At 64.3% G+C, this 21170-nt stretch carries 19 protein-coding genes; 6 read left to right on the top strand and 13 right to left on the bottom strand.

Annotation, left to right across the window (positions count from 1 at the left end; genetic code table 11):
- Positions 1-9: 9 nt before the first annotated feature.
- Positions 10-1206, bottom strand: coding sequence for a deoxyguanosinetriphosphate triphosphohydrolase (locus tag QSV46_RS26995; RefSeq protein WP_314958602.1), 1197 nt, complete (start codon positions 1204-1206; stop codon positions 10-12).
- Positions 1207-1354: 148 nt separating this feature from the next.
- Between QSV46_RS26995 and erpA the strand changes: the two genes are divergently transcribed.
- Positions 1355-1684, top strand: a complete 330-nt coding sequence (gene erpA / locus QSV46_RS26990) for an iron-sulfur cluster insertion protein ErpA (protein WP_014495044.1) — start codon at positions 1355-1357, stop codon at positions 1682-1684.
- Here the strand turns inward: erpA and QSV46_RS26985 are convergent.
- Positions 1583-4021 (bottom strand): ATP-binding protein, encoded by a 2439-nt coding sequence (locus QSV46_RS26985; RefSeq protein ID WP_314958579.1) that lies wholly within the window; start codon positions 4019-4021, stop codon positions 1583-1585. The genes erpA and QSV46_RS26985 overlap by 102 nt on opposite strands.
- Before the next feature lie 133 nt (positions 4022-4154).
- Between QSV46_RS26985 and xth the strand changes: the two genes are divergently transcribed.
- Positions 4155-4952 carry an exodeoxyribonuclease III gene (gene xth / locus QSV46_RS26980; RefSeq protein ID WP_314958577.1) on the top strand — a complete coding sequence of 266 codons (798 nt, stop codon included), beginning with the start codon at positions 4155-4157 and terminating at the stop codon, positions 4950-4952.
- 53 nt (positions 4953-5005) lie between these two features.
- Here xth and QSV46_RS26975 read toward each other — a convergent pair whose 3' ends face one another.
- The 7 genes from QSV46_RS26975 to QSV46_RS26945 all read right to left on the bottom strand — a co-directional run bounded on the left by QSV46_RS26975 (position 5006) and on the right by QSV46_RS26945 (position 12246).
- Entirely contained in the window at positions 5006-5821 is an 816-nt protein-coding gene (locus QSV46_RS26975; RefSeq protein ID WP_314958575.1) for a tetratricopeptide repeat protein, read from the bottom strand.
- Positions 5808-7532 carry a dihydroxy-acid dehydratase gene (gene ilvD, locus QSV46_RS26970; protein ID WP_314958572.1) on the bottom strand — a complete coding sequence of 575 codons (1725 nt, stop codon included), beginning with the start codon at positions 7530-7532 and terminating at the stop codon, positions 5808-5810. Before ilvD ends, QSV46_RS26975 begins: the two co-directional genes overlap by 14 nt.
- 1154 nt (positions 7533-8686) lie before the next feature.
- The gene (locus tag QSV46_RS26965) at positions 8687-9265 is read right to left on the bottom strand and encodes a hypothetical protein (RefSeq protein WP_314958569.1); all 579 of its coding nucleotides are present in this window, start codon (positions 9263-9265) and stop codon (positions 8687-8689) included.
- Between the two features lie 97 nt (positions 9266-9362).
- Complete coding sequence (locus QSV46_RS26960) at positions 9363-9620, bottom strand: hypothetical protein (protein ID WP_314958566.1); 258 nt, start codon at positions 9618-9620, stop codon at positions 9363-9365.
- 249 nt (positions 9621-9869) lie between these two features.
- A complete protein-coding gene (locus QSV46_RS26955) occupies positions 9870-10082 on the bottom strand; it encodes a hypothetical protein (protein ID WP_314958562.1) in 213 nt (70 codons plus the stop codon).
- A gap of 146 nt (positions 10083-10228) precedes the next feature.
- A complete protein-coding gene (locus QSV46_RS26950) occupies positions 10229-10405 on the bottom strand; it encodes a hypothetical protein (RefSeq protein ID WP_314958561.1) in 177 nt (58 codons plus the stop codon).
- 104 nt (positions 10406-10509) lie between these two features.
- Complete coding sequence (locus QSV46_RS26945) at positions 10510-12246, bottom strand: adenylate/guanylate cyclase domain-containing protein (protein WP_314958559.1); 1737 nt, start codon at positions 12244-12246, stop codon at positions 10510-10512.
- 312 nt (positions 12247-12558) lie between these two features.
- Here QSV46_RS26945 and QSV46_RS26940 point away from each other — a divergent pair, with 312 nt between their 5' ends.
- On the top strand, positions 12559-14757 hold the full coding sequence (locus QSV46_RS26940) for a lytic transglycosylase domain-containing protein (RefSeq protein ID WP_314958556.1): 2199 nt from the start codon (positions 12559-12561) through the stop codon (positions 14755-14757).
- Positions 14758-14848: 91 nt separating this feature from the next.
- Here the strand turns inward: QSV46_RS26940 and QSV46_RS26935 are convergent, their stop codons facing one another.
- The 3 genes from QSV46_RS26935 to QSV46_RS26925 are packed head-to-tail and all read right to left on the bottom strand — an operon-like array spanning position 14849 to position 15801.
- Positions 14849-15160 carry a hypothetical protein gene (locus tag QSV46_RS26935; protein WP_314958553.1) on the bottom strand — a complete coding sequence of 104 codons (312 nt, stop codon included), beginning with the start codon at positions 15158-15160 and terminating at the stop codon, positions 14849-14851.
- A gap of 57 nt (positions 15161-15217) precedes the next feature.
- Positions 15218-15406 carry a hypothetical protein gene (locus QSV46_RS26930; RefSeq protein WP_314958551.1) on the bottom strand — a complete coding sequence of 63 codons (189 nt, stop codon included), beginning with the start codon at positions 15404-15406 and terminating at the stop codon, positions 15218-15220.
- Positions 15403-15801 carry a hypothetical protein gene (locus QSV46_RS26925; RefSeq protein ID WP_314958548.1) on the bottom strand — a complete coding sequence of 133 codons (399 nt, stop codon included), beginning with the start codon at positions 15799-15801 and terminating at the stop codon, positions 15403-15405. The genes QSV46_RS26930 and QSV46_RS26925 overlap by 4 nt, the downstream gene beginning before the upstream one ends.
- A gap of 726 nt (positions 15802-16527) precedes the next feature.
- Between QSV46_RS26925 and QSV46_RS26920 the strand changes: the two genes are divergently transcribed.
- The 3 genes from QSV46_RS26920 to QSV46_RS26910 all read left to right on the top strand — a co-directional run bounded on the left by QSV46_RS26920 (position 16528) and on the right by QSV46_RS26910 (position 20105).
- Positions 16528-18963, top strand: coding sequence for a PAS domain S-box protein (locus tag QSV46_RS26920; protein ID WP_314958546.1), 2436 nt, complete (start codon positions 16528-16530; stop codon positions 18961-18963).
- Complete coding sequence (locus QSV46_RS26915) at positions 18960-19631, top strand: response regulator transcription factor (protein ID WP_314958543.1); 672 nt, start codon at positions 18960-18962, stop codon at positions 19629-19631. Before QSV46_RS26920 ends, QSV46_RS26915 begins: the two co-directional genes overlap by 4 nt.
- An 87-nt stretch (positions 19632-19718) precedes the next feature.
- Entirely contained in the window at positions 19719-20105 is a 387-nt protein-coding gene (locus QSV46_RS26910) for a response regulator transcription factor (RefSeq protein ID WP_314958541.1), read from the top strand.
- 16 nt (positions 20106-20121) lie between these two features.
- Here QSV46_RS26910 and QSV46_RS26905 read toward each other — a convergent pair whose 3' ends face one another.
- Complete coding sequence (locus tag QSV46_RS26905) at positions 20122-21090, bottom strand: tripartite tricarboxylate transporter substrate binding protein BugD (RefSeq protein ID WP_314958538.1); 969 nt, start codon at positions 21088-21090, stop codon at positions 20122-20124.
- Between the last annotated feature and the right edge of the window lie 80 nt (positions 21091-21170).

The following is a 21170-nucleotide window of genomic DNA, read 5'->3' as shown; positions in this document are numbered from 1 at the left end:
GGCCGCCGCCTAACGCAAATCCGGGGTCGAGTCAAAGAGCCGCTGATGCTCGGTCAGGGCGAAACGGTCGGTCATTCCGGCAATGAAATTGCCGATCCGGCGCGCCCGGTCGGCCTCATTGTCCGCCTCTGCGCCCGCCAGCCATTCCGGCGGCAGCGCGGCTGGCGATCTCAGGTATTTCGCGAACAGGTCGAACAGGATCTGCTCAGCCTCCGCCATCACCCGCATCACCCGCTTGTGGCGGTACATGTGCTGGTACAGGAAGCGCTTGATCGACGCCTCTTCCTCCGCGACCTCGGCCGGGAACGCGACCAAGGCCCGGCTCTGCTGGCGCACGTCCTGAGCCGATTGCGGCTTCACGGCGGCAAGGTTCTTCTGCGCCTCCGCAAACACCGCGCCGACCAGATGCGAGATCAACTCGCGCACCAGTTCGGCTCCGCGCCTGAGGTCTTCGAGATCGGGATAATGCGCCGAGGTCTCGGCGATGATCTCGGCCGTGAGCGGCATCACCTTGAGATCGTCGAGATGGAACAGGCCGGCGCGCAGGCCGTCGTCGATGTCGTGAGCGTCATAGGCGATGTCGTCGGCGATCGCGGCGACCTGCGCCTCGAGCGAGGCGAAACTCCACAATTCGAGATCGTAGGCCTTGATGTAATCGGCGATGCCGACAGGAATGCCGTGCTCGCGATAACGCCCGACCGGCGCGCCGCTGCGATCGGTCAGCGGGCCGTTGTGCTTGACGATGCCCTCCAGCGACTCCCAGGTCAGGTTGAGCCCGTCGAACTCGGGGTAGCGGTGCTCCAGCGAAGCGACGACGCGCAAGGTCTGGGCGTTGTGGTCGAAGCCGCCGAAATCCTTCAGGCAGGCATCCAGCGCACGCTCGCCGGCATGCCCGAACGGCGGATGGCCGAGATCGTGGGCGAGCGCGAGGGTTTCCGTGAGGTCCTCGTCCAACCCGAGTTGCCGCGCCAGCGCGCGGGCGATCTGCGCCACCTCCAACGAGTGGGTCAGCCGGGTGCGATAATGGTCACCCTCATGGAACACGAACACCTGGGTCTTGTACTTCAGGCGGCGGAACGCGGTCGAATGGATCACCCGGTCGCAATCCCGCCGGAACGGGCTGCGGGTCCGGCTCGGCGGCTCGGCAACCAGCCGGCCGCGACTACGATCGGGATCGCAGGCATAGGGCGCGTGGGGGGCAGCCATTCCGACGGACACGGCGAATTTAGTCCCTATCCATTTGATTCTGCGTATCCTTGCACTTAACTATGCCGGACGCGGGATACCAAGTGAATTGGGCAAGTGAACCCGACAGGTGAATTTGGTATGACCGCGGGACTATCGGAGACGAGCCATGACGACTGACGTGACCATCAGTGACCGCGCCGCGCGCCGGATTGGGGAGATCCTCAAGGGCGAAGGTTCTGGCGCGATGTTGCGCATCTCTGTCGAAGGCGGCGGCTGCTCCGGCTTCCAGTACAAGTTCGATATCGACCGCGACCGCACCGACGACGATCTCGTGATCGAGCAGGAGAATGCGGTGGTGCTGGTCGATTCCGCCTCGCAGCCGTTCCTTGCGGGGTCACAGGTCGATTTCGTCGACGATCTGATCGGCGCCTCGTTCCGCGTCAACAATCCCAACGCGACGGCGTCCTGCGGTTGCGGAACCAGCTTCTCGATCTGACGCGGTTAGGCGCCGGTGGGTCTGCCTCTCTTCTTCCGTCCACTCCACCTCGACCGGCATCAGTTCCGGCTGAAGCGGGGCATCCTCCGACATCGCGTAACCGTCCAGCGCGCGCAGCAAGGCTGAAGCCAGCGCCGGTTTGCGCAGGGGTTTCGCCAGGAAGTCCGACATGCCCGCTTCGCGGCAGATCTTGACGTCTTCGGGGAAGGCGTTGGCGGTGAGCGCGATGATCGGCAGGGCTTCGAACCGCCCGCCCTGCGCGCGGATCGCGCGGGTCGCGGCTAGGCCGTCCATGTCGGGCATTCGCACGTCCATCAACACGACATCGTAGTCGCCTTCCGACGTCGCCTCGACGGCCTGGACGCCGTCGGCGACGACGCGCAGCTCGACGTCGAAGGCCCCGAGCATCTTGCTCACGACCATGCGGTTGACCGCATCGTCCTCGGCGACCAGCACCTTCATTGACCGGTCGAGCTCGGCGATCCGGGCCTTGAGCTCGTCGGCCTCGTCGCGGCCGGCGGCCTGGTCGGAGGCCTGCGCCTGGCTCCAGGGCAGCACCAGCGTGAAGCGGAAGGTCGAGCCCTCGCCCGGCGTCGAGAGGACGCCGATGGTACCGCCCATCTGCTCGATGATGCGCCGGGAAATCGCCAGCCCAAGCCCGGTGCCGCCGAAGCGGCGGCTTATCGAGGCGTCGGCTTGTGCGAAGTCGCTGAACAGCTGGTCGAGTTTTTCGGGGGCGATGCCGATGCCGCTGTCAGTCACCGTCCATTCGACAGTGGCGAGCAGATCGCGGCGCGCCTGGCAGACGGCAGATATCGTCACCTCGCCTTCGTCCGTGAACTTCACCGCGTTGGAAGCAAGGTTGAGCAGCACCTGGCGGATGCGCGCGGCGTCGCCGCGCAGCGTCGGCGGCAGGTTCGGATCGAGCTCGACCCTGACCGCCAGCCCCTTGCTCTTGGCGCTTGCCCGCGCGACGTTCGCGACCGTCTCGACCAGCGTCTGCGGCGCAAAATCGATCGCTTCGAACGCGAAGCGTCCGGCCTCGAGCTTGGAGAGGTCGAGGATGTCGTTGAGGATGCGCTGGAGATTGTCGCCGGACTCGCGGATCGTGGTGACGGCCTCGTGCTGCTCCGGATCGAGCTTTGTCTCGAGCAGCATGCTGGCAAGCCCCAGCACGCCGTTCATGGGGGTGCGGATCTCGTGGCTCATCACCGCCAGGAAGTTGGACTTGGCGCGACTCTCGGCCTCGGCCTTCTCGGCGCGCCAGCGCTCCGTGACGTCGCGGCCGAAGCCGCGATAGCCGAGGAACTGTCCGTCACGATCATAGGCCGGCTTCGCCGTGAGCGACCACAGCCGCGCCTCGCCGCCGGCGACGACCTTCAGGTTCATCTCGTGCAGCGGTTCGGCGTGCCCCATCAGTCCGACGATGTTGTAAGCGGCCGCCTTGTCCTCGGGACAGAGCATGTCGAGCACGTCGGCGAAATGCGATCCCTTCAGGAGCGGAAGCGGCAATTGCGCGACGTCGGCGAAGCGTTCGGGCACATCGACCAGATGCCCTTCGGCATCGGTCTGCCACAACCAGTCGCTGGCGTTGTCCTGAAAATCCTTCAGCAGCAGCGAGATGATCTCGGTCTGCCGTTCGAGCTCGAGCTGGGCCTTGAGATTGCCGAGGAACAGGTTGCCTTGCGAGACGATGTTGCGCGCCATGAAGAACGCGAGCAGCAGCAGGAACACCGCGGTCACGAGATACGGCCCGGTGCCGCACAGCAAGAGCGCGCCGGTGCAGGCAACGGTCACGGTGGCGAGATAGACGAGGCCGGGGCGCGGGAAGGTCGAGAGCGTGAAGGCGCCGCCTGACATCATGCCGACCATCAGGCAGGCCAGGATGAGCTGGCTGGTCGGCTCGATGCGGCTGAACAGCGCGAGCGGCAACGTGCCCCAGATCGCGGCGAGGAAGAATGCCTGCCGCAGCATCCGCTGCGCGGCACGCGGCGAAGCTTCCTGCGGCGGGCTCGCGTGCGACCTCTGCCATGACCGGAACGCGACGAGGGCGACAGCGGCGAGCGTCACGCCCCAGATCGCGAGAAAATCGTTCCAGCCCCGGCCCCAGAACAGGATCAGCACGATGGCGACGTTGAGCATGGTGACGGCCATCGTCACCGGGATTGCCCGCCTCACCGCATCGATCTGCTTGGCACGGATGCGGCGGAGCTCGCGCTCGCTGAGACCGGCGGTCAGGCCGTCCTCGAACGCGAAGCCGCCGAGCCAGTACAGGAACGCGCCGATCAGGCCGTCGCGCGGCTCGCTTTGCATCATCGATTTGTCCGGCCATCCCATTCGAAAAACCTTTTCGGTATCAATGGCCCGGGGCCGGCTTAAGCCGGGTTAATTTTGTGGGAGATTTCGCGGCGTCCTTGACGGCCACGTTTGCATTTTGTTCTAACCATGGCCCCTGCCCGGAGCCGCCGACATGCCCATCAGAATCGCCACCTGGAACGTGAACTCGGTCCGGCAGAGGATCGATCTCCTCGTGAGCTGGCTGAAGGAGTGCCAGCCGGACATCGTCTGCCTCCAGGAGATCAAATGCGTCGACGAGGCCTTCCCACGGCTGGAGATCGAGGCGCTGGGCTACAACGTGGTCACGCACGGGCAGAAGACATTCAACGGCGTCGCTTTGCTCTCGAAGCTCCGGTTCGACGAGACCAAGTCAGGGCTCGCCGGCGACGACGAGGACGCCCATGCCCGTTTCCTCGAGGGCGTGGTGACGCTCAAACGCGGGGTGCTGCGCATCGCCTGCCTCTATCTGCCCAATGGCAACCCGGTCGGGACAGAGAAATACCCCTACAAGCTCAAATGGATGTCGCGGCTTCTTGAGTATTCGAAGGAGCGACTCAAGACCGAGGAGCCGCTGATCCTCGCCGGCGACTTCAATGTCATCCCGCACGCCCGCGACGTCCACAACCCCGCCGCCTGGACCGAGGACGCCCTGTTCAAGGCCGAGACGCGGGAGAGCTTTCAGTCCCTGCTCGGCCTCGGCCTGACCGACGCCCTACGTGCCGTCACCGACGAGCCCGGGCTCTACACCTTCTGGGATTACCAAGCCGGTGCCTGGCAGAAGAACCACGGCCTGCGGATCGATCATCTGCTGCTCTCGCCGCAGGCCAGCGACCGGCTCGCCAATGTCGGCATCGACAGCTACGTGCGGGCCTGGGAGAAGCCGTCGGACCACGTGCCGGTATGGGCGGATCTGGATCTGGAAGCCGCGTAAGGTGCGCTGAATTGGTGGGCACGCACGCTTTGGCGACCCTACGACCTCACCTATTACCGGCGGCCCTGCACCCACTGCTCCAGCATTTGCAGGCACATGGCGCGGTCATCATCGGAGGCCTTGGCGAACGCCCGGCTATAGCTTTCCTTGATCCAGGCCTCGTCAGCGCCGGCGCTGTCACGCGCCAGCGTCAGCCACATCAGGCCGCGCGCGGCCTGCCGCGGCACGCGGTCGCCGTTGAACAGCATCTGGCCGAGCAGCGCCTGGGCCTCATGCTGGCCCTTCTGGGCCGCAAGGCCGAGCCAGCGCGCGCCATAACGAAAGTCCTCGCGCGAGGCGTCCGGCGTCTTCAGGTACAGCCGGGCGAGATCGTACTGGGCGTCCGCATTGCCGAAATAGGAAGCCGCATAGGAGAACATCTCCCGCGCCCGGTCCGGATCGGCCTTGATCTTCGAGTTCGGGATGCCGCTCAGGTAATAGCGTCCGAGCGCAACGAAGGCGTTGGCCACGACCTGCGCCTGCGGCGCCGATGGGCTGTCGTCGGCATGCGCGTTGGCAATCCGGCTGAAATATTCGAACGCGCGCACATCATCTTGAGCGACGCCATCGCCATTGGCATACATGCGGCCGAGCTTGAACTGCGCTCCGGGATGACCGCCCTCGGCGGCATATTGCAGCGCACTGAGCGACGTTTCCTGGGTCGGCGCCGGCACCTTGCTACGCAACGTACCCGCCGCGCCCGGCAAGGTGGTCACGACAGGGATGGTCGCATCCTTGTTGGCCGGAGAGCCGTCGAAGCCGAACGCCGGTGCGGCCAGCGCACTGGCCCCAAACACAAACGCAACTATGGCACGCCTAGATGTCCGCATAGCACTGTTTCTCGTGCGCGCCGCCGGGATGGGTGACTGCCCCACCGACTGCTGGTCCAACCTGCTGAGCATATTTCCAGAGCGCGCCCGTCGTATGGTTAGTCGCGCGAGCGCCCCATTTGGTCTTGCGCTGGGCAAGCTCCTGATCGCTCAATTTTACGTTAAGGGTTCCGGCGACGGCGTCGATCTCGATGATATCGCCGTCCTCCAGCAACCCGATCGGGCCGCCGATGGCGGCTTCCGGCCCGACATGGCCGATGCAGAAGCCGCGGGTGGCGCCGGAGAAGCGGCCGTCGGTGATGAGCGCGATCTTGCCGCCCATGCCCTGGCCGGTCAGCGCGGCGGTGGTCTGGAGCATTTCCCGCATGCCGGGACCGCCCTTCGGCCCCTCGTAGCGGATCACGATGACTTCGCCTTCGCGGTAGGTGCGCTTCTGGACCGCCTCGAAAGCGTCCTCCTCACGGTCGAAGCACCTGGCCGGACCGGTAAACCTGAGGTTGGACATTCCCGCGACTTTCACGATCGCACCTTCTGGCGCCAAATTGCCCTTCAGACCGACCACACCGCCCGTGACGGTGATGGGGTTGTCTGCCGGGTGCACCACGTCTTGGTGCGGATTCCATTTCACGCTTTTGAGGTTTTCGGCGATCGTTCGACCGGTGACGGTAATGCAGTCACCGTGGAGAAATCCGTTGTCGAGCAGCGTCTTCATCAGAAGCGGTATGCCACCTACTTCAAACATGTCTTTGGCCACATAACGGCCGCCCGGCTTCAAATCCGCGACATATGGTGTCTTTTTGAAGATTTCGGCGACGTCGAACAGGTCAAACTTGATGCCGGCTTCATGCGCGATCGCCGGCAAGTGCAGCGCAGCATTGGTCGAGCCACCTGAAGCCGCGACCACGGCGGCGGCATTCTCCAAGGCCTTGCGCGTGACGATATCGCGCGGCCGGAGATTGGAGGCGATCAGGTCCATCACCTTCTCGCCCGCGGTCATGCAGAAGGCGTCGCGGATTTCATACGGTGCCGGGGCACCCGCCGAGTAAGGCAGCGCCAGGCCAATCGCCTCGGAGACGGTCGCCATTGTGTTGGCGGTGAACTGCGCGCCGCAGGCGCCCGCCGAGGGGCACGCCACGCGCTCGATTTCGTCGAGGTCCTCGTCCGACATGGCGCCGACCGAGTGCTTGCCGACGGCCTCGAACATGTCCTGCACGGTGACCTGCTGTCCGCGGAAATTGCCGGGCAGGATCGAGCCGCCATAGATGAAAATCGAGGGCACGTTGAGGCGGACCATCGCCATCATCATGCCCGGCAGTGACTTGTCGCAGCCGGCAAGCCCGACGAGGGCGTCATAGGCGTGGCCCCGGACGGTCAGCTCGACCGAGTCGGCGATGCATTCGCGCGACGGCAGCGAGGAGCGCATGCCGTCATGGCCCATGGCGATGCCGTCGGTGACGGTGATGGTGCAGAATTCGCGCGGGGTGCCGCCGGCCGACGCCACGCCCTTCTTCACCGCCTGCGCCTGGCGCATCAGCGAGATGTTGCAGGGAGCCGCCTCGTTCCAGCAGGAGGCAACGCCGACGAAGGGCTGGTGGATCTGCTCGGTGGTCAGACCCATGGCGTAGAAATAGGACCGGTGCGGCGCGCGCGCAGGGCCTTCCGTCACGTGACGGCTCGGCAGCCTCTGCTTGATGTTGGTCTTCGCGTTCATCGCAAACCAGTTTCCCCGGCCAACCCTTTCAGACCCGAAAAATCAGAGCCAAGATTTGAATCGACCTTGGGATTTCCCGGTGCGGCCTAAGGGCTGCCGAAGCCCTCAAACTTTAGGGCGATTTTATTCATGTTCGGGTGTGGCCAAAAAGCGGCGTCGATGCGAACGGACGGAAATAAGGGATAAATCGCCGAGGAGTGTTGCAGTGACGGCACAATCGTGGCGTGGAAGACACGGGGTCGGCTTACTGAGATACCCTCATGGAGATGACAGTCCACAATCTCAGATTTTGGGGCACGACGCGCCCAACCTGGCGCGACGGGATCGCAGCGCGGCTGAGTCGGGGCTGCCTCCCGCGAAACGACTTGTTCGCCGACGCCTCGGCGAAGGCGGCAAGCCGGGCGATGACACAGAGCGTGTCGTTGGAGACAGGCCTTCGCGCCCTCGCGGCGCATTTCGCCCGAGTTTTGCCTGGTCACTTCACCCTCAAATCCAAGAGGGCGCAGGGAAGGCCGGGTGCTGACCTCGCACCCGCGGTCCGCTGCGCGAAAAGCACACGCAGAAAAACCGCACAGCAGCATACAGGTGGTGCCAATCACTCGGCCTTCCCTGCGCGATGGTCGGACGGCTTATGCCGTGCTCTCCCGGGAGCCGAATTCCTTCTGGCCTCCCTCGCCCCGCGAATTGGATGATGCAGTCTGCCCGGTCGGGCTCGCTCGCACCTTCGCGGAAAGCTTGACTGTAGCAACGACGGCCAGGACCACACGGTTTTGCCGTACGCACGGCTCGCCATGTCGCCGCAGTATTCCCGGCCCTGTCGACGGAGCCGGAAACTTACAGACGAGACGAACCTTTCAGCGCCGTCCGTCGCACGCGGCCACGGGCTCACAGGGACTACCCGCCCTGCCCGCACCTCTCGTGCCGACGCTGCCGCGTCCACCGCACCCCGGCTCGCGTATCGTGACGACGTACGATCGCCCCTCAAGGTCGAGCCGGGATGGGCGACACATACGTCATTTCCGAATTTCGGTAAAGCAGAATATTTTAGCAGGCGCGGATTGACCGACGATTTGTGTGTCTTGCCCGTCAGGCAACGCAAGATCTCGTGGCCAGGATGGATCGAAGCGCTACGGGAAAGCGGAGGGCACCGGCACTCAGGCCGATATCGCTCCCTTGCGCCTCAACGGAGCGATCAGGCGAACGATTTCACAGACGGCGACGAGGCCAGCGAGCCAGACGGCGCTGGTCAGGCCAACGCGCGTCACGATGGCTGCGGTGAAGGCACCCTCTCCGCCAAGGATCGGCGTCGCGGCGAACAGCACGAGCTCGTAGGCCGCATAGGCAAAGACGAGAGTGATGGTCAGCACCAACGGCGTGCGGCTCTGCGGCAGCGCACGGAGCACGGCCGATGAGGTCACGGTCGCGACGAGTGCGGCAGCGCCGATGACAAAGCCCCAGGCGATGGAGCTGCCGTCGACGGGATAATGCAGCACGCCGAAACCGATGGTCTGGTTGACCAGCCACGCGCCGGTGACGACGAGCAGTGCAGGACGCAGCGGCAGCATCGCGGCCGCAACGACGGCAAACGCCGCAAACGGCGCCGCGCAGGCGAGCGCGAAGCTTGCGAGCACGCATGACACCGTCAGCAGCACCAGGCAGAACATCGGCGCAAGGCGCGGCGCGACCGGGTGAAGGTGAAAGCGGTCGACGTGCGGCGGGAGGTAGGGCGCCATAAATGATCTCTTGAGCGATCTCTTGGCGGCCATCCTACCACGCCTTCCGCAACCGGCGTCAGGGCAACGGGCAGGTTTCCCAATCCGATCGCCGCGCCTATGTCCGCCCACGCGGACGCTGCGCCTGAGCCCAGGCCTTGGCGACGTCGCGCGGGGGGACGTCGAGGCGCCGGATCGGTGTCAGTTCGCCGGAGGCGGAGACGATCGCGGTCTCTTCGCGGCGGCAGCGCGGGCACACGAAGCGAACCTCATGCGGGGACGCCGACCAGCTCGAACGTTTCACATTAGCCGCCATCGGCCACGCCTCGCAGTGCGAGCACGACACCAGAAACCGGCCGGGATCGAGCATACCCATTCCATCGGACTCCGCGTCCTACCCGCTCCTTCAATGACTAACGCATGTGAATCGTTCCGGTGTCTCAGCACCGCCAGCCCCATCCGCGCCGGGAGCCAGCGGGCTTCCAGCTCGCTGTTCCCAGCATCCGCGATCATCACGCTTCGGCGACGATGGTGTTCCGGAGCAGGCCGACCCTGCCGATCCCGACCTCCACTGCGGGATATCGAAGATCTCCGGTCAATCGTGGCGTCCTGCCTCGCGCGGTCGTCAGTGCGCGCCCTTGAGGCTGCAGGAGGTGGAACAAGTGACCGTGTTGCCGTGGTCGCACGCCTTGCAGGCGGCCACGCACTGGCTCATGTCGCGGGGATTGTAAGAGCTGTAGTTCCGCATCGCGCAGACGGGAGTCGAGCCGGTGATGTCCTGCTCCTGGCTACAGGCCGCGGTCATGAACGCAACGATGAGGACCGCAAGGACGCGCATGGGACCGCCCTGTCAGGTACGACAAACAATATTCGCATGGCGCGTGCACCGCAACGAGACCCGGCGTTTCCGCAGCGGAGAATCGCAGCAAGCATCCCGCGACCGCATTGAGCATGCGTGCCAAATGTTAAGAACGGATTGCGGCCTCAGGCTGCAGCTCTGGCCGCGATCGCCTGCCGCATATCCACCGCGAGCTGGCGGTACTGGTCCGAAAGCTTCAGATAAAACTCGCGTCTGGTATTGTCGGTGGCGAGCTTGGCGATCAGCTCGCATTCGGCGGTGAGCGTCTCGAACCGTTCGAGCCTGTTCTCAAGGTCTGTCATCGGCGTATCCCCATCAAACGCCTCACGGACGACAAACCTAAGCCCAGGAAAAAGGTCACGGCGAACATCGTTATCGAGTAGAACCAAATTTCCCGCGCGGCCCGCTATTTCTGCTCGAGCCGCCAGGCGCCGTCCCAGCCCTGCTCCGGCGGACTGGTCTCGAACTGCGCGATGCGGGCCAGCAGCGTACGCGAGGGACCGTCGCCGGGGACGGCTTCGAGCGCCGCGTTGAAGGCGGCGCGGGCCTCGCCAAAGCGGCGGGCGCGATAGGCGGCGAGACCTTCGGCGTAGTGGGTGCGCAAACTCTCCTGCGGAACGCTGAGCCCGTGCGCCTTGCTCATGACTTCGAAAACGGGCTGCGCAATGCTCTGGCCGGCGACCGTCAGGCGATCGATTTCGCGCAGCTCGAGGTACGAGCCGATCGCATCCGCCGTCGCCTGCGAGATCAGGATGCGGGTGCCGTACGCCTTGTTGACGGCCTCCAGCCGCGAAGCGAGGTTCACGGCATCGCCCATCACGGTGAAGCTCATCATCAGCTCGGAGCCGATGCTGCCGGTGAGGACCTCGCCCGTCGCGATGCCGATCCGCAAATCGCACAGTGCCGGCATTGCGCGGATGCCGAGCAGGTCCGGCAGCTGCTTCTGGAGCGCCGGCACCTGGTCGGCCATGTCGATCGCGGCAAGGCAGGCGAGCAGCGCCGGCTCGTCCTCCTCGACGAAGGGCGGGCCCCAATAGGCCATGATGGCGTCGCCGATGTATTTGTCGATGATGCCGCGGTTGGTCCTGATTGGCGCGGACATCACCGTGAAATAGTGGTTCATCACCTTGACGAGGCCGCGCGGGGTCATGCCCTCGCTCATCGAGGTGAAGCCGCTCATGTCGCAGAACATGATGGTCATCACCCGGCGCTGGCCGTCGATCGCGACCTCAGGCCGGTCGATCAGGCCCTGCACCACCTTGGGATCGATGTAGCGGCCAAACGTCTCGCGGATACGCTCGTTGTGGCGCAACTGCTCGGTCATGCGATTGAAGGCGGCGGCGAGCTCGCCGATCTCGTCCCGACTGGAAATGGTGACGGTCTTGTCGAACCGGCCGGCCTCGACCTCGCGGGTGCCGGCAAGCAACAGCCGCACCGGGCGCGTGATGCCGCTGGATACCAGCAAAGCAAAGGCAAATCCGACGATCGCTGCGAGCAGGGTCACGATACCCGACACGATGATCGCCTGATACTGCCGACCGATCACCTGCGACGTAGCGGCGAAGACCTGCTTGAGCATGTCGGCACGGATCGCATCGATCTTCAGATTGAACTGGTCGCGCAGGGTGTCGATGTGCTCCAGCGTGCCGCGGGCCTCCGCCATCTGCCTGGCATCGACCTGCTTAAGGAGCTTTCCGTGGTCCTCGTCCAGATCGCGGCGCAGCTCGGTCACGGCGGTCTCGATACGGATCTCGATCCGCGCCAGAGCAGCATTGTCCGATGACGTGCGGGGATCGTCGATGATCGCGTTGATGAGCTTGCGCGCGCCCTCGGCCTCCTCCTCGATTCTGCGGTCGGTTTCCTCGAACTCGCGAAGGCGCGCGGCATAAGCCTCTTCGTCCGACGGCGATTGCATCTTCGTCATGACCATGCGCCGCAACGCCAGAGCCCGCTCCAACGAGCGAATGTTGGCGCGCGCCAGATGCCCGTAGGCCGGGATGTAACGGTTGGTCAGCTCGTCCAGGAGAACGCCGACCTGGCTCGACATCACCATCGACAGGATCGAGGTAGCCAGCATCAGGACGATCAATCCGAGGGCAATGCCGACAATCTTGCGCCGGATCGACTGGTTGAAAAGCGGCATGGGGTGCGGGGCAAAGGCTGAAAGGACGGATTGGAACCTCAATATACCGGATCGGAGCACCGGAACACGCGCAATATGGCGCCCAAAGCCCACAACCGCTGCGCGAGCCCACTCGTTAACAAAGGTTAAGGACGCTGTCGTTTCCGCCGTTTCGGAAGTTCCCCAGTTCCAATCCGTATTTTGCCGCATTGTTGAACCAGCGTGAAGAATGCGAGACGATGTCATGGCATCGTTTTGGTGTCGTCTTTGATTCTCGAACCGCATGTCGTCGCGGACCTTGGTTTGTAGTGGTTTCGCAGGGGGGACCATCGAATGAACCGGTGCCTACGCTCGCTCGCGTGTGTCGTTGCCGTGGCCGCGATGGCCCTTCTCCCTGCCGAGCTGGCAGCGAAGAGCAGTCACAAATCCTCAGCATCGAAGAAGACGCATGAGGCGAAAGCCGGCAAGCAGCGCCATGCTCCTGCCAAGTCTGCTGCAAAGTCGCGTCATGGCAAGCATGCCGAGGCGAGGCGCAAGTCGAAGAAGAACGACGAGGCCCCGACCAGGCCGGGGGCGCCGCCGCTCACCGGCGACCTCGCCGCGTTGAAGGACGCGATCGATCTCGCCCGCAAGGGCAAGACCGATGACGCGAGCGCGGCGCGCGACCGCATCACCGACCCCGCCGGACAGAAGCTCGCCGACTGGTTCATGCTGCGCCATTCCGAGAGCACCGCGAATTTCAAGCGGTACGCCGCCTTCCTCGCCGCCAATCCGGACTGGCCAAGCAGCGCCCTGCTCCGCCGTCGCGCCGAGGCGCGGCTGTGGCAGGAGAAGAGCGACGCCGCCACCGCGCACAAATTCACCATGGACCGGCCGACCAGCGCCAAGGGCAAGTTTGCACTCGCCCGCGTGCTGCTCGCGGAAGGCGACAGCGACAGGGCTGCGCGCCTGGTGCGCGAGGCCTGGCGCGCGGAGGAATTGTCCGAGCGCAGCGAGGAGGATTCCTACGAGGCGTTCCGCGATCTCCTTAACCCCGACGATCATCGCGCGCGCATGGACAAGCGCCTCGGCGCCAAGGATTACGCCGGCGCACGGCGCGCCGCAAAGCGGCTCGGCGAGGATGCGCTCGCGATCGTCAAGGCCTGCTCGGCGGTCACCGGCAAGGCCAGCAAGGCCAAGGACTATCTCGAGGACGTCTCGACCGAAGCGCGCCGCGACCTCGGCTATGTCCTGTGCCGCGCGCAGTGGCATCTCCAGAACGACCGCATCGACGACGCCGCTGAGGTGATCCTCGCCGCCGCACCCGATACGATGGCGGCCCAGGACACCGACGCCTGGTGGCGCGAGCGCCGCCTGCTGGCGCGAAAACTGCTCGACCAGGGCAGGTTCAAGACCGCCTACGACGTGGTGCGAAGCGCGGCGGTGCCGGACAAGGAAGTCTACCGCGTCGACTATCATTTCATGTGCGGCTGGATCGCCCTGCGCTTTCTCGACGATCCCAAGACCGCATTGACGCACTTCGCCGCGATCGACGAAGGTTCGGCCAACCCGATCGCATTGTCGCGCGCGCATTACTGGCGCGGCCGCGCGGCCGAAGCGATGGGCGCAACGGCCGACGCGCGCATGAGCTACAAGGCCGCCGCGCGCTACCCGACCGCCTATTACGGCCAGCTCGCCCGCGCTAAGCTCGGCCTCGACCGGATCGAGCTGCGCCCGCCCTCGCCCGTGCTGGCAGCGGCGGATACACCGCCGGCGGACGAGCGCGTGCGCGCCGCCGACATGCTCTACGGTATCGGCGAGCGCGACATGGTGTTTTATTACGCCGAGGATTTTGCCAGAGAGAGCACCGACGTCGCCGCGCTCGAAGCGCTCGGCGAGCTCGCCGGCCGCCGCAACGATGCGCGCGTGATGCTGGAGATCGGCAAGTCGGCGCTCGCGCGCGGGCTCGCCCTTGATCATTACGCGTTCCCGATCATCGGCATCCCCGAGCACAAACAGGTCGCGCCGGCGATCGAAACCAGCATGATCTATTCGGTGGCGCGGACCGAAAGCTCGTTCGACCAACGCGACAAGTCGCCTGCGAACGCGGTCGGCCTGATGCAGGTCACGCCGGAAGCAGGCCGCGACACCGCCAAACGTTTCGGCCTGACCTACGACTGGGACAGGATGGTCTCCGATCCCGTCTACAACACGCAGATGGGCGCGGCCGAGCTCAGCGCGCTGCTGTCGGAATATCGCGGCAACCAGATCATGACGTTTGCCGGCTACAATGCCGGCCGCGGCCGGGTGCGCGAATGGGTGCAGGCGCGCGGCGACCCCAGGGATCCCAAGGTCGATCCGGTCGATTGGGTCGAGCGCATCCCGCTGTCGGAGACGCGCAACTACGTCCAGCGCGTGATCGAGAACGTGCTGGTGTACCGCGCAAGGTTCGAGGCCAGCAGCATCGTCGCGGCGAAATCCGAGCAGCGCGTTACGACGCAGGAAGTGAGCGCGGCGCCGACGGCGGCATCGGCCGCAGCCTCCGCACCCTAGCTTCGCAACGCCGGGGCTGGACGCGGCGCGAAGCTGGATGCAGTGACCGCGGCCGACTTCTCTGCGGGGGTCCGCATCATTCGGCGAGCCGTCACCTCCTTCCGTGGTCGGAGGGGTCGTGCGCGCGCAGAAATGCTTCCGTCAGGGAGTGCGAGAGGGCCCCCATCTGCATCATCCAGATCCAGCCCGAAATGGCCGTCAAAACCGTGATCGCCTCGAGCGAGCTGCGGTAGGGCCAGAGCATTTCCACGCTCGTCTGCTGATATCGACGGTAGCAATCATAGTCGCAGTACCGCCGCTCCGTGGGCACATGGCGGACGTAACTCGAGCCCAGCGGCTGGGCGCACGCGCTGCAGGTACCGTCGTGGCGCGGCCCTTGCTGATTGACAAGCATGAATCTCATCGTCATGTCCTCCCGCGCGGACGGCAAATCCACCGGCGGTTTCGCTCGCCTGTCCGCTCAAGACGCCTCTCGTGTGCGCCCCTCGATCAGCGGCGCAGCTTCGCCATGAAGCGCGTAACACTCGTAGCCGCAGTAGGGCAGCAGCGTCTTCGCATCGCGCAGATAGCCGCCGCTGATCTCCTCGCAGCACCAGAGGCAGAACGTTTTGCGGAAAGGGGTCCTGCCGTTCACCAATATGAACCTCACGTGGCACCTCCGAGCGCGAAGCAATAGACCGTGTCGAGGAGAGAGGCGGACGGCGGCGGCGCGCAAAGATGGTTGCGGCCGTCGGGATTGTCCCTGTTTCGCTCGACCTTCTGGGGCGGAATGAGGATGTATTTCCCGTCTTCCCGGCGCCGCGCGTAGATGCTGCCGTCGACGCGCCGTATCTCGGTCGGGTAGCAGTCGGCGTTGTTGCAGCAGCTCAGCACCGGATTGTCCGGCATGTGCCAGCTGGAATAGAACTCCTCGTGCAGAAGCAGATCCCGAGGCGGATGACGATGATGTCCGCCATCCTGTCCAACCTCGTCGGCTTCCGCTCCCGCCATCAACGCAAGCGGCAGCGTGATGGCCAAGAGGAGCTTGCAGCAACCGTTCAACACGCGGCCTCCCGATTCAGAATTGCCGAACGCGACAGATCCGGTGGCTGGTCCTTACGCCGCCTGGATCCGAAACAGCCATCGGCGGTCGCGTTCGCGCCGCGCCCTGAAGCGATCGAGACATTTCCGGGAGCAGAGCGGCGCTCGCCAGGAATAATACCGGATCAGGCCAAACTTCCCGCTGCAGACGGCGCAGCTTTTTACGGTGGAAGGGCGCTCGGAGTGTTCGGGCTTATCGCACATGGTCCTCTCCTCCTGGCCTCTGATGGGTGCCTCTGACGGTCCAGGCTCCCCACGGGCGCTGATGCACGGTCATCACGTTCGTCAACGGAATGCGGCTTCTCACTCGTGACCGGCCGGATCATCGGCAAGTCAGGGCGCCGGCGGAGGCGAAGCTGGCCTCTTGGCCGCACGATGGCGAGCTACTCGACGCTTCGTGCTTCGCGATCGACTCCACTGGATTGCCGGTGAGACTAGTCCCCATGCGAGGGGCCGCTCAATTGTACGGAGGTAAATGCAGCGTATGACTAGGGTTGCGCGACCTATACAAAGGTTTGTCCGGTAGTTTTCCGGAGGTTCGCCCGCGCGCAACGAGACGGCGCAAGACCGGCAAACTGCACGGAGCCCGCGAATTTTCGACGCGGAATCCTGCTGTGGTCGGAGGGAATTGCCCCTGCTGTCGCAAAGTGCTCTACTCGCCCTGCCCCCAAGCGGGCCGGGACGCCTGCGATGATGCCTGGCCAGATCGCAAAACTAGGGAATTCGGCCGCGCAATTCCTGCTCGGCGGCCTTGCGGCGCTTCGATCTCTCGGCAACGCGGCGAAAGACGAGCCCGCGGCTGGAGAAGGTTGGCGGCAGGACAATGCCGACCTGCGCGACGCCGTGAAGCAATGGCGACAGGTGTTCGAGCACAATCCGGTCATGTACTTCATGGTCGATCCGGCTGGAACTGTGCTCAACGTGAATACATTTGGCGCCGCGCAACTGGGCTACACGGCGGCCGAGCTGACCGGCCAATCCGTCCTGAACGTCTTCTTCGAAGAGGACCGCGATTTCGTCCGTCACTGTGTCGGGTTGTGCCTGGAAACCGTGGACCAGTCGCACACCTGGGAGATTCGCAAGATCCGGAAGGACGGCTCGGTTCTCTGGGTCCGTGAAAACGCCAAGGCCATGCTGCGCGGCGACGGCACGCCGGTCGTGCTGGTCGCTTGCGAAGACATCACCCAGCGCAAGGAGGCGGAGGATGCGCTGCGGCAAAGTGAGGCCTACCTTGCCCAAGCTCAGGAATTGAGCCGCACTGGCAGCTTCGGCTTGAGTCTGGCAACCCGCGAGGCCGTCTGGTCCAGAGAGACCTTTCGCATCTTCCAATGTGACCCGGAGGTAAAGCCCACCCTGGATTTCGCTTTCCAGCGCATCCATCCGGAAGATCGCAATGCCGTCAGCAAGACCCTCGATCGAGCCTTCCGCGAGGTGGAGGATTTCGACCATGAATATCGCCTGCTGATGCCCGATGGATCGATCAAATATCTCCATTCCGTGGCACGCGCGGTGAGACATGGATCCGGACACATCGAGTTTGTCGGAGCCGTCACTGACGTCACGGCTGCAAAGGAAGCGGAGCAGAGGTTGCGTCGCAGCGAGGCCTATTTGACCGAAGCCCAGCGCCTCAGCCATACCAGCAGCTGGGCCTGGGACGTGCGTCGTCAGGAATTCGCTTACCGATCGGCTGAACTCTACCGCCTGTTTGGATTCGAACCGGACCAGATCGATCTATCGGCACAGGCTTTCCAAAAGCGGATCCTCGCCGAAGACTTTGGCGGGATTGTCGATGTAGAACGTCAGGCAATCCAGCAAAAGCAGCCTTTCGAAGTTGATTTTCGGATTGTGCGTCCGGACGGTTCGGTAAGACACGTCCATACGGAGGGACATCCCGTCATCGGCGGGGACGGCGATGTGACGGAAATCATCGGCACCCACGTCGACGTCACCGAACAGTTTGCCGCAAAACAAGCGCTGCAGAAGGCCTTTGAAGAGCTCAAGCAGTCCGAGCAGCGATTCCGCGACTATGCCGAAACCGCATCGGACTGGTTTTGGGAGACCGGGCCGGACCACCGCATCACACGGATCTCGGAACATGTCGATACGGCCAGTGCCGTGCCCACGGGCGTGATCGGCCTTGCCCGTTGGGACATTCCGCCCGACGCCGAGCTCGAGCCCGAGAAATGGGAGCGGCATCGCGCGACGCTCGACGCTCACCTGCCGTTTCGCGACCTGGTCTACCGGAGCAAGGATCACAACGGATCTCCAGTCTACGTGCGCACCAGCGGCAAGCCCCTGCACGATGCGAACGGCAGTTTTCTCGGCTATCGCGGCGTCAGCAGCGACGTGACGGCGGCGATTCGCGCCGAGCAGGCCGAAGAAGCACTGCGCAAGGCGCAAGCCGAGCTTGCTCACGTCACGCGCGTCACGATGCTCGGCGAACTCACGGCCTCGATTGCGCACGAGATCAATCAGCCCTTAGCCGCCGTGATCTCCAATGCGGATGCCTGCATCGGATGGCTCGACCGAGAACCGGCCGAACTGAATGCCGCGCGCCGTTCCGTGGAATGGATCGTCGAGGACGCCAATCGCGCCAGCGAGGTGATCCGGCGGATCAGAGCGCTTGCGAAGAAGACCGAGATCGAGATGGCTCCGGTCGACATGAACCAGCTCGTCAGGGAGACGGTGGCGCTCGTTCGGCGCGAGCTTGCCACCCATGCTGTGTCGGTGCGAATGGAGCTGGCGTCCGCTCTGCCCAAGGTTTGCGGCGACCGGATCCAGCTGCAGCAGGTGTTGATCAACCTGGCCATGAACGGGATCGAAGCCATGCACGCCAACGTGGAACGCCCGCGCGAGCTTGCGATCCGCTCCAGCCAAGTGAGCGAGCACGGCGAAGGCCGCCTGCTCGTGACCGTGACAGATCGCGGTGTCGGTCTCGGCAACGGCGCGACGGAGCGCATCTTCACACCTTTCTTCACGACAAAAGCGAGCGGCCTCGGGATGGGACTGTCGATCTGCCGATCGATCATCGAGGCTCACGCAGGCCGGCTCTCGGCCATTCCCAATGACGGGAGCGGTGCGACATTCCAGATTGCCCTGCCCTTGCCGATTGAGGACACGTCGTGATCGATCTTCCCAAGGCGGCAACGGCGCAGACAAGCGTCGACGATCCGATCGTCTTGATCGTCGATGACGATCCATCGATGCGCCGTGCGCTCACCAACCTCTTTCAATCCGTCGGCCTCAGGGTCGAGGCTTTCGGCTCCGCGGCGGAGATCATGGAAGCCAAGCCACCGGCGGTCCCCAGCTGCCTTGTGCTCGACATCCGCCTGCCGGGCTCGAGCGGCTTTGACCTTCAGTCGGACCTCGCGAAGGCGAACATCCACACGCCCATTATCTTCATCACCGGTCATGGCGATATTCCGATGACCGTCAGGGCCATGAAGAGCGGCGCCATCGATTTTCTGACCAAGCCGGTGCGCGACCAGGACATGCTGGATGCGGTTCAGGCCGCGATCGAACGGGATCGCAAGCGGCGCAATGCCGAGGAGTCGGTCGCGGGAGTGCGGTCCCGCTTCGAGGGTTTGAGCGCGCGCCAGCGTGACATCCTCACTTTGGTCGCGTCCGGCCTGATGAACAAGCAAGTCGCTGCCGAGCTTGGATTGGCCGAGATTACCGTCAAGATTTATCGTGGGCAGATCATGCGGAAAATGGGTGCCAAGTCGTTGGCCGATCTCGTCAGAATGGTGGAGGCGCTCGGAATCTCACGCCGGGGGGGAAAGGTACAAACCTAAGTATGCTTTTCAAGCTCGCTCCAAGGGCTCACTTTCCGCCAGGTGCGGCACCGTGATCGGCGGCTCCCCGATCAGGAGCGATCATTCTTGTCAATCCCCTCGGCCATTTCCGTCATTGACGATGATCGATCAGTCCGCCTCGCGACCAACAATCTGCTGACGTCGCGTGGATACACGGTCAACATCTTTCGCTCCGCTGACGAATTTCTCCAATCGGCCGAACTGAAGACGACGTCCTGCGTGATCGCGGATGTGCAGATGTCGGTCATGGGCGGCGTTGAGCTTTTAATGCACATGCGCAGCCTTGGTCACCACACGCCCTTCATCTTCATGACGGCTTTTCCCGACGATGCCGTGCGCGACCGGGCGCTGAAAGCGGGCGCTATCTGCTTTCTCGCGAAGCCGTTCTCCACGCCCGCTCTGCTTGAATGTCTGGGGATGGCCCTGTCCGGCTCCGACGAATCCAGGACGTGAGACGGCGACAAGGCCCTCAATCCACCTTGATGTTCGCCGCCTTGATCATCGGCCACCATTTCGCGATCTCGGCCTTCTGGCGATTACCGAGCGCTTCGGGGGTGAGCTGATCCTGCAGCGTCATTTCCAGCCCCTGGCCTTCGAGCTGCTTCTTCACCGCGGGATCGTTGAGAGCTTCCACCGCCGCGGCGTTGAGCTTCGCTACGATCTCCTTCGGCGTGCCCTTGGGCACCCACATGCCCGACCACAGCGTCATGTTGAAGCCCTTCAGCCCCGCCTCCGCTGCGGTCGGAATATCCGGTGCGGACGCGAGGCGCTTGTCGTCGGTGACGGCGTAGGCGCGGATGGTGCCGGCGCGGACCTGGCTGATGGAGTTGGAGGTCTGGTCGACGATGACGTCGATCTGGCCGGCGATGAGATCGTTCAGCGCAGGGGCCGTGCCGCGATACGGCACATATTGCAGCTTGATGCCGGACACGCTCTCGAAATAGACGCCGGCGATGTGGCTGCCGGAGCCCGCACCGGCGGTGCCGGCGGTCGGCGGCGACGGCCGCGACTTCAGCCAATCCAGCAGTTCCTTGAGTGAGGTCGCGGGCACCGCGGTCTTGCTGACGACGATCATCGGATTGCTCGGCAACAGCACCACCGGCTCGAGATCGGCGACGAGGTCGTATTTGAGCTTGTAGACGGCGCCGTTGGCAACGTGGGTGCCGAGATGGCCGAAGGAGATGGTGTAGCCGTCCGGCGGCGACTGCACGGCGCGGCCGACGCCGATCGAGCCGCCCACGCCGGTGACGTTCTCGACCACCAGCGGCTGGCCGAGCGAGGTCCGCATCCGCTCGGCGAGCACGCGCGCCATCGCATCCGACGGCCCGCCGGCGGCGAACGGAACGATGACGGTGATGGGATGGGATGGATAGTCGTCGGCGCGCACGGCGCCCGTCAGAGCGAGAACAGCAATCAGCGCAGCCCAAGCGGCTTTCATTGTCTTCTCCCCGGTGAAGTCATTGTTATTTTTGTCTCTTCCCGCGTACGGGAAGAGGGATTGTTCGTGAATAGACGAAA

Origin of the sequence: Bradyrhizobium cosmicum (assembly GCF_032290525.1) — a bacterium.
Classification (GTDB): Bacteria; Pseudomonadota; Alphaproteobacteria; order Rhizobiales; family Xanthobacteraceae; genus Bradyrhizobium; species Bradyrhizobium cosmicum_A.
Note: the sequence above shows the minus strand (reverse complement) of the source record. Positions and strands in the feature narration are given on the sequence as shown.

Bases quoted from the DNA above. Each gene is read 5' to 3' on its own strand.
- QSV46_RS26995 (WP_314958602.1), bottom strand. From the start codon at position 1,206: ATGGCTGCCCCCCACGCGCCCTATGCCTGCGATCCCGATCGTAGTCGC.
- erpA (WP_014495044.1), top strand. From the start codon at position 1,355: ATGACGACTGACGTGACCATCAGTGACCGCGCCGCGCGCCGGATTGGG.
- QSV46_RS26985 (WP_314958579.1), bottom strand. From the start codon at position 4,021: ATGGGATGGCCGGACAAATCGATGATGCAAAGCGAGCCGCGCGACGGC.
- xth (WP_314958577.1), top strand. From the start codon at position 4,155: ATGCCCATCAGAATCGCCACCTGGAACGTGAACTCGGTCCGGCAGAGG.
- QSV46_RS26975 (WP_314958575.1), bottom strand. From the start codon at position 5,821: ATGCGGACATCTAGGCGTGCCATAGTTGCGTTTGTGTTTGGGGCCAGT.
- ilvD (WP_314958572.1), bottom strand. From the start codon at position 7,532: ATGAACGCGAAGACCAACATCAAGCAGAGGCTGCCGAGCCGTCACGTG.
- QSV46_RS26965 (WP_314958569.1), bottom strand. From the start codon at position 9,265: ATGGCGCCCTACCTCCCGCCGCACGTCGACCGCTTTCACCTTCACCCG.
- QSV46_RS26960 (WP_314958566.1), bottom strand. From the start codon at position 9,620: ATGGGTATGCTCGATCCCGGCCGGTTTCTGGTGTCGTGCTCGCACTGC.
- QSV46_RS26955 (WP_314958562.1), bottom strand. From the start codon at position 10,082: ATGCGCGTCCTTGCGGTCCTCATCGTTGCGTTCATGACCGCGGCCTGT.
- QSV46_RS26950 (WP_314958561.1), bottom strand. From the start codon at position 10,405: ATGACAGACCTTGAGAACAGGCTCGAACGGTTCGAGACGCTCACCGCC.
- QSV46_RS26945 (WP_314958559.1), bottom strand. From the start codon at position 12,246: ATGCCGCTTTTCAACCAGTCGATCCGGCGCAAGATTGTCGGCATTGCC.
- QSV46_RS26940 (WP_314958556.1), top strand. From the start codon at position 12,559: ATGAACCGGTGCCTACGCTCGCTCGCGTGTGTCGTTGCCGTGGCCGCG.
- QSV46_RS26935 (WP_314958553.1), bottom strand. From the start codon at position 15,160: ATGAGATTCATGCTTGTCAATCAGCAAGGGCCGCGCCACGACGGTACC.
- QSV46_RS26920 (WP_314958546.1), top strand. From the start codon at position 16,528: ATGATGCCTGGCCAGATCGCAAAACTAGGGAATTCGGCCGCGCAATTC.
- QSV46_RS26905 (WP_314958538.1), bottom strand. From the start codon at position 21,090: ATGAAAGCCGCTTGGGCTGCGCTGATTGCTGTTCTCGCTCTGACGGGC.